At 44.2% G+C, this 13520-nt stretch carries 14 protein-coding genes and 1 pseudogene; 13 read left to right on the plus strand and 2 right to left on the minus strand.

The annotated features are described in order from the left end of the window. Positions 1–13: 13 nt before the first annotated feature. Entirely contained in the window at positions 14–811 is a 798-nt protein-coding gene (locus tag ACVRYP_RS05015) for a tyrosine-type recombinase/integrase (protein ID WP_447467660.1), read from the plus strand. Between the two features lie 127 nt (positions 812–938). Then, positions 939–1397 (plus strand): restriction endonuclease subunit S, encoded by a 459-nt coding sequence (locus ACVRYP_RS05020; protein ID WP_447467715.1) that lies wholly within the window; start codon positions 939–941, stop codon positions 1395–1397. Here ACVRYP_RS05020 and ACVRYP_RS05025 read toward each other — a convergent pair. Next, entirely contained in the window at positions 1345–2667 is a 1323-nt protein-coding gene (locus ACVRYP_RS05025; protein WP_447467661.1) for a restriction endonuclease subunit S, read from the minus strand. The genes ACVRYP_RS05020 and ACVRYP_RS05025 overlap by 53 nt on opposite strands. Before the next feature lie 165 nt (positions 2668–2832). Here ACVRYP_RS05025 and ACVRYP_RS05030 point away from each other — a divergent pair, with 165 nt between their 5' ends. From ACVRYP_RS05030 to ACVRYP_RS05080, 11 genes and pseudogenes are all read left to right on the plus strand, one after another. Continuing rightward, the gene (locus tag ACVRYP_RS05030) at positions 2833–2997 is read left to right on the plus strand and encodes a hypothetical protein (protein ID WP_447467662.1); all 165 of its coding nucleotides are present in this window, start codon (positions 2833–2835) and stop codon (positions 2995–2997) included. A 214-nt stretch (positions 2998–3211) separates the two neighbouring features. Further along, positions 3212–3535 (plus strand): STAS-like domain-containing protein, encoded by a 324-nt coding sequence (locus ACVRYP_RS05035; RefSeq protein ID WP_447467663.1) that lies wholly within the window; start codon positions 3212–3214, stop codon positions 3533–3535. A gap of 114 nt (positions 3536–3649) precedes the next feature. Further along, a complete protein-coding gene (locus ACVRYP_RS05040) occupies positions 3650–4744 on the plus strand; it encodes a nucleotidyltransferase (protein WP_447467664.1) in 1095 nt (364 codons plus the stop codon). A 12-nt stretch (positions 4745–4756) separates the two neighbouring features. Then, positions 4757–4945 (plus strand): annotated as a pseudogene (locus tag ACVRYP_RS05045) (aldo/keto reductase); the annotation flags it as partial. A gap of 218 nt (positions 4946–5163) precedes the next feature. Beyond that, positions 5164–6426 (plus strand): NRAMP family divalent metal transporter, encoded by a 1263-nt coding sequence (locus ACVRYP_RS05050; protein ID WP_447467665.1) that lies wholly within the window; start codon positions 5164–5166, stop codon positions 6424–6426. 240 nt (positions 6427–6666) lie between these two features. Beyond that, positions 6667–7041: a hypothetical protein gene (locus ACVRYP_RS05055; RefSeq protein WP_447467666.1), complete on the plus strand. Its 375-nt coding sequence runs from the start codon at positions 6667–6669 to the stop codon at positions 7039–7041. A 396-nt stretch (positions 7042–7437) separates the two neighbouring features. Beyond that, positions 7438–9537: an AAA family ATPase gene (locus tag ACVRYP_RS05060; RefSeq protein WP_447467667.1), complete on the plus strand. Its 2100-nt coding sequence runs from the start codon at positions 7438–7440 to the stop codon at positions 9535–9537. Between the two features lie 237 nt (positions 9538–9774). Next, on the plus strand, positions 9775–10551 hold the full coding sequence (locus tag ACVRYP_RS05065; RefSeq protein WP_447467668.1) for a dihydroorotate dehydrogenase electron transfer subunit: 777 nt from the start codon (positions 9775–9777) through the stop codon (positions 10549–10551). Between the two features lie 9 nt (positions 10552–10560). Continuing rightward, positions 10561–11502 carry a dihydroorotate dehydrogenase gene (locus ACVRYP_RS05070; RefSeq protein WP_447467669.1) on the plus strand — a complete coding sequence of 314 codons (942 nt, stop codon included), beginning with the start codon at positions 10561–10563 and terminating at the stop codon, positions 11500–11502. Positions 11503–11616: 114 nt separating this feature from the next. Continuing rightward, a complete protein-coding gene (locus tag ACVRYP_RS05075; protein ID WP_447467670.1) occupies positions 11617–12168 on the plus strand; it encodes a hypothetical protein in 552 nt (183 codons plus the stop codon). Between the two features lie 214 nt (positions 12169–12382). Then, positions 12383–13099 carry a YebC/PmpR family DNA-binding transcriptional regulator gene (locus tag ACVRYP_RS05080; RefSeq protein WP_447467671.1) on the plus strand — a complete coding sequence of 239 codons (717 nt, stop codon included), beginning with the start codon at positions 12383–12385 and terminating at the stop codon, positions 13097–13099. Positions 13100–13226: 127 nt separating this feature from the next. On the opposite strand, the gene ACVRYP_RS05085 is transcribed toward ACVRYP_RS05080, so the two are convergent. Next, the gene (locus tag ACVRYP_RS05085) at positions 13227–13400 is read right to left on the minus strand and encodes a hypothetical protein (protein WP_447467672.1); all 174 of its coding nucleotides are present in this window, start codon (positions 13398–13400) and stop codon (positions 13227–13229) included. Positions 13401–13520 lie beyond the last annotated feature (120 nt).

Genomic DNA, 13520 nt, shown 5'->3' on the forward strand with positions numbered 1-13520 from the left:
TAGGAGTTTTATCATGAAGGATTTTGAGTTGCATTTGCGTCAAGCAGGGTTAGCGGAAAATACGATTCGTTCTTATATTTATGGTGTAAAAGTGTTTTTATCACATCATGATATAAAGATAGAGGATTTATTCGAGTACAAAGGTTATTTATTGAATCACTTTAAACCTAAGACCGTTAATTTACGGTTGCAGGGGGTCAATAAATATTTAGATTTTATCGGTCAAAGTGATTTGAAATTAAAATTTGTGAAAATCCAGCAGAAACCATTCTTAGAAGACGTGATTAGCCATGCAGATTATCTTTTTCTGAAGCGCAGTTTGAAAAAGGATAATAACCTAAAATGGCATTTTGTAGTCTGGTTTTTAGGAGCTACAGGAGCGCGCGTTAGTGAATTAGTCAAGCTAAAAGTTGAACATGTGGAGGTAGGTTATTTTGATATTTACTCCAAAGGGGGTAAAATCCGCAGGCTTTATATTCCTAAAAAATTGAGAGAAGATTGTCAAAAATGGTTGCTTTCAGAAAAAAGACTAAGTGGTTATCTATTTCTAAATAAATTTGGTCAGCCAATCACTGCTCGAGGGATTGCTCAGCAATTAAAAAATTATGCTGTGAAATATAAAATGGATACTAATGTTATCTATCCACACTCTTTCAGACATTTATTTGCGAAAAACTTTCTAGCTAAATATAATGATATTGCTTTACTAGCAGATCTAATGGGGCATGAGAGCATCGAAACCACACGTATCTATCTCAGAAAAACAGCAACTGAACAACAGGCGATTGTCGATAAAGTAGTCAATTGGTAAGAAAATAGCAGGAGTCATGATGTGACTTCTGCTATTTTCTACTCAGGGCTCTTATTATGGGAACATACCATCAACTTGGCATATTTCTAAGCTTTCTAAAACTTTAAATCTATATACAGGCAACAGTATAAACGCTTCTGAAAAACAAGCGTTATTTACTAATGTAGAAGGGACCAATTATATTGCAACCAAAGATGTCCATTTTAGTAGAGAAGTTGACTATAATAACGGCATTAGAATTCCAAAGGATTATTTAGAGAAATTTAAAGTTGCTAATTCAAATTCTATTTTACTGTGCCTTGAAGGAGGCAGTGCTGGTCGCAAAATCGGTTATTTAACCCAAGATGTCTGCTTTGGGAATAAATTGTGTAATCTATCTTTCTTTGTAGGAAAAAATAAATTCTTATATTATTTCTTACAGAGCCCTCTTTTTTTAAGTGATTTTCAGTCAAAAAAATCAGGCATCATCGGAGGAGTAAGTATTAAAAATTTAGGAACAATTCCTATACCTATCCCTCCACTTGACGAACAAACTAAGATTGCAAATAAAGTGGAGCAACTTTTTGAAAAAGTAAGTCGATTTTAGCTACTATTGCTTTTTGGGTAGATAAACTAGGAATTCTAATAATTGTTTGAGAGAATCTACTCTTATTTAAGATTGGAATAGTTGTTGAGGAGGAATTTTTCCTAAATTGATTTTGTATCATATCTGATTGTATTGCAAAAAATAAAAAATAAATATTTATAAAATTAAAAGGAGTAATACCATGCATTTGTTGATTAAACGCTCCGTCAACTCCTACAATTCCAGATACACCAATATTTCCAATCCCATTTACCAGTATAGAGTTTTTAGTAATAGCTCGTGCTTTTAACAACCCTTTCGACGTCAGATTTTCTTTGGCACTCATCATAAAACCTTGAGATAAATCGGCTGGTTTATAGAAAGGAATAGAACCACCATAATTTGAAAGTTCGTTCTTAGGAGGAGTATTACCTGTAGTGATTATTCCAACGTTATTTATCGTTGTTTGTAACCAGTTCTTGGGCAACTTCCCATAATAAGAGTTATCACCTCCTTGGGTAATGATGGTCTCCTCTAGATCTTTCTTTTTCAGCTTACCTTCTGCAAATAAGCGTTGCTTCTCTACACGAATTTTTTCAAGCAGAACCTCAACAGGTTCATCATTTGGGTCTTGCTCAACCAATTTACCTTGCATGGCGTATTGAAGGATGGATTTTTTCAGTTTATCAGGAAATTCTTTATCCAATTTCTGCAGCCTGTTGTAACTCTCTGCGTATTCATCAACTTTCGCCAAAGCTAGTTCGATTTGTTCAACAATTCGTTTTTGTTCAGCGAGAGGAGGAATGGGAATTAAAAATTTTTTTATCGTTTGTAAAACCAAATTCTTATTACCTACACCTCTAGTTCCTTTTTTAGATTGTTCAAAGACGAGTGGAGATTTGATGAGATGTACAATAAAATCTGGATTGAAAGGAAGAATGAATTTTAGCAACGCTAAGCTAACAAAAATGCTAAATTCTGTATCAGTATCCACCTTTACCGGAATACCTGTAGTTCCTACTTTAGATAAAAGTATATCATTTCTTTCTGGTTTAGTTCGCATAGATAGTATTGCGTGTTCTTCAGAAGTGATGAACTTTGTACTTGAAAAATCTAAAAATCCAGAACTCATATCTTTTACAGACAGAAAGGGGATACCTGTAGATGCATAGTTTGGTGTAGAATGCGTCCCGTCAATTATTAACTTAGTAATGTTTTCGAGTCTCACCCATTCCCAACTATCAGGTATCTCATACGGCACATCGATTTCTTGAATGGTTCCATCCGCCAACTTCTCATAAGGTTTCTTATGTTTTGTTATTTTTCTGCTGTCTGATCTATAGCATATGGTATAATTAAAACCAGTTAAACAAGAATTCGCTCACTAATTCGGTCAAAAATGTGAGCGAATTAATAAGCGAAATAATGAGCGAAAAAGAACGAAAAAGAACAGGAAGTGTTTAAAATTGTAGAGGAGTATCTCGCTAATACTCTGATTATGACCAGTAAGGATTTGCAAGAGCTATTGGGAGAAGTCCTGCTACGGCTAGACGGTTACCTCTCCGGTTTTGCTCAAAAGGGATTACTGGAGGTATCGGGCTCAACGAAAGGTAAGTCCTAATCCCTTATCAAAAACTAATCAGAAAGGAACCACACATGACCATCACAGGTATTATTGCGACGTTTAATCCTTTCCATTATTAGCACAAGTATCTTCTTACGATTGCTTAAAAAATACGAATATTAAGGAAAAGGAGGGGAAGTGAACACCATTATTTTACCGGAAAATTTAAATAAATTATCTATCAGAGATGTCGTTATACAATTTCGGAATTATGTTGATAATTGTCCAAAAGGTTCAGAACTTTACTATTATTGTAAAAGACTTGGTAGATAACTGTTCAAATAATCAATCAGGTTTAATCCTATTGGAACATATTAAGCAAGCTTTGGATAAAAAGGAGCTAGCAACGATTTCCTTCGAAACAATTCCTTATGTCAGTACTTCATTTGTGAATTCTGCTTTTATCAATCTGTTAGAGGATTATTCATTCGATTTTATTAGACAACATTTAAAATTTAAACATTCGACCGTGCAAATTAACAATTTGATCAAGGATCGATTCGCGTTTGAAACGAAAAAGTCAACAGTAGCTTAATTTTAAAAACGTTTCTTTATAGGAGGCGTTTTGTTGTTTTAATAAAATGTGACTTGATAGCCACCTTAAAAGGTGCTAGACTATAGTAAGTAAATCCTTAGAAAGGAACCACACATGACCATCACGGGTATTATAGCGGAGTTTAATCCCTTTCACCATGGGCACAAGCACTTGCTGGCTCAGGCCAAGGGACTCAAGATTGTGGCCATGAGTGGCAACTTTGTCCAGCGGGGGGAGCCGGCCATCATCGACAAGTGGACCCGGGCCCAGATGGCCTTGGCGCATGGGGCTGACCTGGTGGTGGAGCTTCCCTTTCTGGTCTCGGTGCAGGCAGCGGACTATTTCGCAAGCGGTGCGGTGGCCATTTTGGAGAAGCTGGGCATCGACACCCTTAGCTTCGGGACGGAGGAGATGCTGGATTACCAGCAGTTGGCGGACGTTTATGGGGAAAAAGCAGAGCAGATGAGTCAGTTTCTCCTCACGCTCCCAGATTCCCTGTCTTACCCCCAGAAGACCCAGCGCATGTGGGAGGAGTTTACGGGGATTGCCTTTTCAGGAGAGACCCCCAACCACATTCTGGGGTTAGCCTACGCTAAGGCTTGCGCGGGGAAAGAGATTCGACTCCAGCCCATCCCGCGCATTGGCGCAGGCTTTCATTCTGAGGAGAAGGTGGCCATTGCGTCAGCGACAGCCATTCGCAAGCACGCTGCGGATGAGGCTTTCCTTCAGTCGGCCATGCCTGATGCGGAGCTTTTTTTGTCAGAGAGCCCAGTCAGCTGGGACAACTACTTTGACCTGCTCCGCTACCAGATCCTGACCAGCCCCGACTTGACAACGATTTATCAGGTCAATGAGGAGCTGGCTGTTCGGATCCGCTCGGCCATTGCCAAGAGCAAGACTGTGGATGAGCTGGTGGATATGGTGGCGACTAAGCGCTATACCAAAGCCAGAGTAAGACGGATTCTGACCTACATTCTGGTCAACGTTAGAGAAAGTAATTTGCCAGAGGGCATCCATGTGCTGGGCTTTACGGAGAAAGGCCAGGCCCACTTGGCCCGCATCAAGGGGCAGACTCAACTCATCACCAAGATTGGCAAGGAGCCCTGGGACATTCTGACCCAACAGGCCGACCAGGTTTTCCAACTAGGCCACCCTGCTATCAAGGAGCAGACCTTTGGGCGCATGCCGGTGAGGCAACTAGAGAGTTAGTGAGTAAGGTACCGCCGTGAGGGTGTGACCAAGGCAGCTATAGCCCTAGCCTGGATTTTACGCCACCCTGCTAAAATGCAAGTCATCATCGGTAGTATGAATCCTAAACACATCAAGGAAGCTGCGGACGCTAGTAAGGTGACCCTGTCTCACCATGATTGGTATGAGCTTTACCTCGCTTCTGGGAAATTCCTTCCATAATCATCAAACGATTAATCAACAACTGCAATCGCTTAGCGATAGCGGTTGTTTTTTCTTGCAAACGGGCCTATTTGGGTATGGAAAATATCTGTAATTTCATGAAAAAACAATGAAAATACAAAAAATAAAGCAAAATCTATTGCATTCTTCTTCAGGGAGTTGTATAATAATCTTCGAATTCAGAAAAATCTGAAAATTTAAGGAGTTTAAATTATTTCATGGAAGCACAATCACAACCCTCAACCTCCAATTGGAAAAGTAAGTTTCAGGCTTTAGGCCCTGGTATTCTCATGGCCTCAGCAGCAGTCGGTGGGTCTCATATCGTCTCCTCAACCCAGGCAGGAGCTATCTACGGTTGGCAGTTAGCCATTCTCATCCTGCTGATCAATGTCTTCAAGTACCCTTTTTTCCGTTTCGGGTCTCAGTATACGGCTGAAAATGGTAAAAACTTGATTGAAGGCTACGCCGAAAAAGGCAAGGTCTACTTGTTGGTCTATTTTGCGCTCAATGTTTTCTCTGCTGTTGTCAATACTGCTGGGGTCGGCATGATCTGTGCAGCCATTGTGTCCAATATTTTTCCAAACGCTTTTGGCTTAAACGCTGCGCAGTGGACTGCTATTTTGATTAGTATCATTTGGGGCATGCTGCTGATCGGAGGGTATCGATTCTTGGACCGCTTGTCCAAATGGATCATGACTGCTTTGACCATCACAACAGTGGCAGCGGTTGTTTTTGCTCTCTTTCAACACCGGGAATATGCACCGGATTTTGTAGCCACTTCCCCTTGGCAGTTAACTGCCCTACCATTTCTAGTGTCCCTGATGGGCTGGATGCCAGCACCGATTGAGATTTCAACCATCAACTCCCTCTGGTCAGTTGAAAAACGCAAAACAGTTCATTTCAACAAGGAAGATGCCCTCTTTGACTTTAACGTCGGCTACATCGGTACGGCTGTTCTGGCCTTTATCTTCCTAGCGCTTGGAGCCCTAATCCAGTATGGAAATGGCGAAGCCGTTGAGGGAGCATCGGCTGCCTACATCGCTCAATTTGTCCAAATGTATGCGACAGCTCTGGGAGCTTGGGCCAAGCCTTTAATCACCTTTATTGCCTTTCTCTGTATGTTTGGAACGGTCATCACTGTTATTGATGGTTACTCTCGAGCCAATAATGAAGTCCTCCGTATCCTCATGGGAAGACCGTATGCTTCTCCAAGGTCCCTTGCTATTTGGATGACATTGACCTCTGGCCTTGGAATCTTTATTGCCTTTGCCTTTGCTGGAAACGTCGCAACCATGTTGCGCTTTGCCATGATTGGGTCCTTCATCACGACCCCTTTCTTTGCCTACCTTAACTATAGCTTGGTGAACAATGAAAACCACCAAGTCAAAGGCTGGCTCAAGTACCTGTCCTGGGCAGGTCTCGTTTATCTTTTTGGCTTTGCCATCTTCTTTATCTTCGTTTGGGTGACAGGTAAGATTTAGGATAAGCCCTGAGCGAGACAGCATAGCTTTTAAAATTTTTAAAACCGCAGAATTCTTGCGGTTTTTCTAGTGTCAGAATAGGAAACGCATTGTCTTATCTCTGTCAAAGGAGTATAATAAAACTATAAAACTGATGAGGTCAGTGTGCTGACCGTTCAACTGTTTTAAAAGCATCTGAGAACTGTTGCAGTTGCTACAACACATGTCCAAAGCCCCCAATATCTGAAAAAGGAGTTTACCATGAAACAGATTGAAAACTACCAAGCAGAGAAATACCAAACCAGCCCTTACCAAGAAGTAGAAGCTGGCATCTATCAGACCAACGATCAGGACGGGGACCAGATTTATGTAACGTCCCTATCCTTTGTTCAGGAACCTGAGCTAGGTGAGGGAAGTGGCGACTTGATATCCCAATACCCTCTGGAAGACCTTTTGGATGAATTTTACTGCCATATCAACGATTTTTATGAGGAAGAAAACAAGTTAGACCCTGAGAAAAATGTTCTGGAATTTGCCAGTCCTGATTTAGAAGACGTCCAAAAACTGCGGTCCATTATTGGCAAGCACGTCTACAATGTCGAAGAAGATGACATGGTCAGGTTAGTGATTGAGTAACTATCAAGAGGCAAGAGGGCCTCTTTTTTCTTAAGCAGAAAGGTCAAAAAAAGTCAGACAAAGGTATTGATCTTTACTGACCAATGGTGTATAATAGAGTTATGAAGTTGAGCAGCAGTGGTCTGGTTGGCTTCACAATTGCAAGAACCATGCGGTTCTTGGGCACTTTCTTTTCCAAGGAGGTTAAGGAAATGGACAGACACGCTTGCTACTGACGGCTTTTATTTTTGATACAAAGGTCAAAGTTGGTCAAATCAAAAAACGCTTTTTAATACCTAATAATCCAATTGGTCAGAGCGACCCTTTCTTTTTGAAATAAAGGTCAGTTTTGGTCAAAAACACACGTAACAAACAATACACACGAATAACAAAAGACTATTTAAACGAGGTAAAGATATGAATAACAACTATTTTAACAACAATATGGACGATTTGTTCAATCAATTGATGGGCAATATGGGTGGCTTTAACAGCGAGACCCGTCGCTACCGTATCAATGGCCGTGAAGTAACACCTGAGGAATTCCAATACTTCCGTCAGACGGGTCAGTTACCAGGCGTGCAAACGACTGAGGACGGCAGAACGCCTGTTCAAGAGACTGGCGCTAACCTTAAGCAAGATGGCATCTTAGCCAAACTTGGCCGTAACCTGACTGAAGAAGCGCGTCAAGGCAAGCTAGATCCCGTCATCGGCCGTAACAAGGAAATCCAAGATACGGCTGAAATTTTGGCCCGCCGGATTAAGAACAATCCGGTCCTAGTCGGAGATGCCGGTGTCGGCAAGACCGCTGTCGTGGAAGGTTTGGCTCAGGCTATCATCCATGGAGATGTTCCTGCTGCCATCAAGAACAAGGAGCTTATTTCCATTGACATTTCTGGGCTTGAAGCTGGCACACAGTACCGTGGCTCCTTTGAGGAGAATATTCAAAACCTGGTACAGGAAGTCAAGGACGCAGGCAATATTATCCTCTTCTTTGATGAGATTCACCAAATCTTAGGGGCTGGCTCGACAGGTGGCGATTCTGGCTCTAAGGGGTTGGCGGATATCTTAAAACCAGCCCTCTCTCGTGGTGAGTTGACCGTGGTTGGGGCGACGACTCAAGACGAGTACCGCAACACCATTTTGAAAAACGCAGCCCTAGCCCGACGCTTCAATGAAGTCAAGGTCAATGCCCCATCAGCTGAGGACACTTATGAAATCCTCAAAGGCATCAAACCGCTCTATGAGGCACACCACAATGTGAGCTTGCCTGATGAGGTCTTAAAGGCAGCTGTGGACTACTCGATCCAGTACATTCCTCAGCGGTCCTTGCCAGATAAGGCCATCGACTTGATCGATGTGACCGCGGCTCACTTGGCAGCCCAGCACCCTGTGACCGACGTCAAGGCCTTAGAAGCTGAGATGACCGCAGCTCGTGACCGTCAGCAGGCCGCTGCTGACAAGGAAGACTTTGAAACAGCCCTCAAGGAAAAGATGACCATTGATGAGCTTCAGTCTAAGATTGACAACCACACCGAGAGCCAAAAAGTAGTGGCCACCGTGAATGACATCGCAGAATCGGTGGAACGCTTGACCGGTATCCCTGTCTCTCAGATGGGCTCGTCCGATATTGAGCGCCTCAAGGACATGGCTAAACGCTTGGAAAGCAAGGTCATTGGCCAGGATCAGGCCGTTGAAGCGGTAGCTAAAGCTATCCGTCGGAACCGGGCTGGGTTTGACGATGGGCGTCGCCCAATCGGCTCCTTCCTCTTTGTCGGTCCAACCGGTGTCGGCAAGACCGAGCTGGCTAAGCAACTAGCCCTTGACATGTTCGGGTCCAAGGATGCCATTATCCGCCTAGACATGTCTGAGTATAGCGACCGTACCGCAGTGTCTAAACTGATCGGGACAACCGCTGGCTATGTGGGCTACGATGACAACTCCAATACTTTGACTGAGCGTGTACGCCGCAACCCTTATGCTATCGTGCTTTTGGACGAGATCGAAAAGGCTGACCCTCAAGTCATCACCTTGCTCTTGCAAGTTTTGGATGATGGGCGCTTGACCGATGGTCAAGGCAACACCGTCAACTTCAAAAACACGGTGATTATCGCGACATCAAACGCCGGCTTTGGCTACGATAGCCCAGCTGACAATGACCAACCGATCATGGACCGTATCGCACCATACTTCCGTCCAGAGTTTCTCAACCGTTTCAACGGGGTGATTGCCTTCAACGCGCTTGCTAAGGAAGACCTTGGGGCCATCGTGGATCTCATGATTGCCGAGGTCAACCAAACCTTGGCCAAAAAAGATATCGACCTAACCTTGACCGATGACGCTAAAGCGCATTTGATTGAGCAAGGCTATGATGAAGTCATGGGTGTGCGCCCGCTCCGACGCGTCGTCGAGGGCGAAATCCGTGACAAGGTAACTGACTACTACCTAGACCATATCGATGCCAAACACCTCGAAGCCAAGATGGTGGATGGCGAGCTGGTCATTAGTGAGCGCTAAACCATTGTTCCTAATCTCCTAACCCTGTTGCCAAGAGCAACAGGGTTTTCCTTTGGCAAACTTTTGACAAGCTAGGTTTTTTGAGCTATAATAATACAAATTTAAACCCTTTAACTGAGTCCAGAGAGGCTTGCAAGGACACAAGAGAGAAAGTGGTAGCATGAGCTACCTGATTTTTGTGCACTCTTGCCCTACTGGCGAGAGTGTTTTTTGCGCAGTTGCTAGAAAGAGGCGAACATGATTTTAAAAGAAGACATGGCCATTGTCAGTCAGGTGGAGATTGCACCACGGATTTTTAGATTGGTCCTAGAGGGTCAGATGGTTGAGGAGATGGCAATTGGGCAGTTTCTCCATATTCGTGTGCCTGATCCCAGCAAGCTCTTGCGTCGGCCGATCTCCATTTGTGAAATCGACAAGGATAGGCGTCAAGTGACCTTGGTCTACCGGATTGAGGGAGCTGGGACAGACATTATCTCCCAGCTTGAGCCAGGCAGCCAGCTGGACTGTATGGGCCCGCAGGGCAATGGTTTTGACATCTCAGGTCTTGAGCCAGGCCAGACCGCCCTCCTGATCGGTGGTGGGATTGGCGTGCCACCGCTGATTGAGACCGCCAAGCAACTGGCCCAAAAAGGCGTTAAAGTGACGGCTGTGCTTGGTTTTGCGACCAAAGATGCGGTTATCTTAGAAGATGAGATGGCTCGCTACGTAGAAGCGGTCTATGTCACGACAGATGATGGTTCCTACGGGACCAAGGGGTATGTGTCGACCATCGTGGACCAGCTCGAGGTCTACCAGGATGCGGTCTATTCTTGCGGTGCACCAGGCATGATTCGCTATGTGGACCAGACCTTTGAACATCATCCCCAGGCTTTCCTGTCCTTGGAGTCACGGATGGCCTGTGGCATGGGCGCTTGTTACGCTTGTGTGGTCCACCCCAAAGGGGAGGACCAGACCAAGAGCCAGCGCGTTTGTGAAGAAGGGCCAGTCTTTGCGACCGGTAGCCTTGTCTTATAGGAGGTGTCTATGTCTGATCAGCGTTTACGGATCTCTCTACCAGGGCTTGACTTGAAAAATCCCATTATCCCAGCCTCTGGCTGCTTTGGCTTTGGCCAAGAGTACGCCAAGTATTATGACCTTAATCAGCTTGGTTCTATCATGATTAAGGCGACGACCTTGGCTCCGCGCTTTGGCAACCCTACCCCCAGGGTCGCAGAGACCCCTTCTGGTATGCTCAATGCCATCGGCCTTCAAAACCCTGGACTAGATGCCGTCCTGGCTGAGAAACTCCCGTGGCTAGCCCAGCACTTTCCTGACTTGCCCATCATTGCCAATGTCGCTGGTTTTTCCAACGAAGAGTATGCCAAGGTGTCTGCTGGCATCTCCAAGGCCCCGAATGTCAAGGCCATCGAGCTCAATATCTCCTGTCCCAATGTCGATCACGGCAATGCGGGTCTTCTGATCGGTCAGGTGCCAGAGCTTGCCTATGAGGCGGTGAAGGCCAGCGTCAGTCACTCAGAGGTGCCTGTCTATGTCAAACTGACCCCGAGTGTGGCTGACATCACTACAGTTGCCAAGGCCGTCGAAGACGCCGGTGCCACAGGGTTGACCATGATCAATACCCTGGTTGGGATGCGGTTTGATCTGGCTAGTCATAAGCCCATCATTGCTAATGGCACAGGTGGGATGAGCGGGCCTGCTGTCTTTCCAGTTGCTCTCAAACTGATTCACCAAGTGGCTCAGACCACCAAGTTACCCATCATTGGCATGGGCGGCGTGGATTCGGCACAGGCTGCTCTGGAGATTATGATTGCGGGGGCGTCAGCTATTGGCGTCGGAACGGCGAACTTCACGGATCCCTTTGCCTGCCCAACGATCATCAAGGACCTGCCACAAGTCATGGACAAGTACGGGGTTAGCAGTTTGGAGCAGTTGCGTGCAGATGTCCGCTTGCGCCTCCAAGGCTAATCTTAGGCTAGTCATAGATTGCGTCTGCTCATGGAAAGCGGTATAATATAGAGGAACAGTTCCTGATACATTGTCATTGCGTCAGGTAAGGTTGGTTAATTTGAGGAGGGAATAATGTCTTTTAATTACTTTTACCGCAAAGGGCCCTTTATAGGGCAAGCTATTATTGCTGTGATTATTTTAGGTTTTATCTTTTTCTGGATGCGAACGGCCTTTACAATCCTCTCTTTTGGAAGGGAAATTGAGTCTACAACAGGACAGCACCTTCACCCATTCGGGATGATTCGTATTTTGTTTACTATAGTACCGACCATAATGATTATTATTGCGTTAATCATTTTAGGGCAATCTCTTGTTAAATTGATTTCCCCAAAACCAGTAGTAGCTGGTGATGGGCAAGGCTTACAAGTGACTGGAAAATGGTTTAAAACGCACCGTTTTATGTGGGATGAAATTGATTATCTAAGATATGAGTATCGTATGCGACATTCTGGTTCTTATGTTAATAACCAGAGTTATTTCAGGCAAACCCAGTGGCTGATTGTCAAGCCAAAAGAGGGGAGATCTGCAGAAGTTGACATTACCCATATCGATGGTAATATTGATGATGTTATCAGTGATATCAAAAAAATAGCTCCTCATATACTGATAAAAGGTTTGGAATAAATCTATAGTTGAACAACACAGACAGAGGGATACTATTGATTTGGCGGAGCATGGTTTCTTGTTTACAGGGAAAATGAGCTCCCTTCTTTCTAAAAAAGGCTCTGATAGCTCAATCCTCATCTTAGCATTTACGAAAAGTTCTCAAAGTGGTATAATGATAAGGTTAGAAGGCCTGATTAGATAAGGGTCAAATGTTAAATATAAGGAGAATCCCATGGGACGTAAGTGGGCAAATATTGTTGCCAAGAAAACCGCGAAAGACGGTGCTAACTCGAAAGTTTATGCCAAATTTGGTGTTGAGATTTATGTAGCGGCGAAAAAGGGTGATCCAGACCCAGAAACCAACGGCGCCCTTCGCTTTGTTATCGACCGTGCTAAGCAGGCGCAAGTGCCTAAGCACATCATTGATAAGGCGATCGATAAGGCCAAAGGCAATACGGACGAAACCTTTACAGAAGGCCGTTACGAAGGCTTTGGCCCAAATGGCTCCATGATTATCGTCGATACCTTGACCAACAATGTGAACCGTACAGCGGCTAATGTTCGTGCTGCTTTCGGGAAAAACGGTGGAAACATGGGTGCGTCAGGTTCAGTATCCTACTTGTTTGATAACAAGGGTGTGATCGTCTTTGCTGGCGATGATGCCGACAGCATCTTTGAGCTCTTGCTTGAGGCAGATGTGGAAGTCGACGATGTGGAAGCAGAAGATGGCAACATCCATGTCTACACAGCACCGACAGACCTCCATAAGGCTGTCGAAACTCTCCGCGACAATGGTATTGAAGAATTCCAAGTCACAGAGCTTGAGATGATTCCGCAATCTGAGGTCGAGCTTGACGGTGATGACCTTGCGACGTTTGAAAAACTCTACGATGCCCTTGATGACGACGAGGACGTTCAAAAAATCTACACCAACGTAGACGGGTTTTAATTAAAAAATAAACCAGCTAGGAGCAAATTTCCTAGCTGGTTTTGTGGCTTATTGGACAGCGATTTTAAGCTGTTTTCTGGATTATTATGAATAATTGGGAGTGCGGCTCCTAGCCATTGCTTGACTATCACAAGTATGGCTCTCTCTTTTGAACTCTGTAGATTCGGATGAAGGAAGCGAAGAGATTAAGAACACAGGCTGAGATGAGAAGAGTCGACACTTTTTGAAACCACCCTCCAATAATAATGGTCAAATTGACCAAGATAAGAATAATTTCAAAAGCTAGCATGCCTTTTTTCATGATGTCCTCCTTTCTAAGTTAGGCCTATTTTATAATAGTATTATACCAGAAAATTTCCGATTCTGAAACCTTCTCAATCCCTAAGTGACTCAAAAAACCAGCCTAAAAGACTGGTTTTTA

The organism is Streptococcus rifensis, assembly GCF_053203525.1.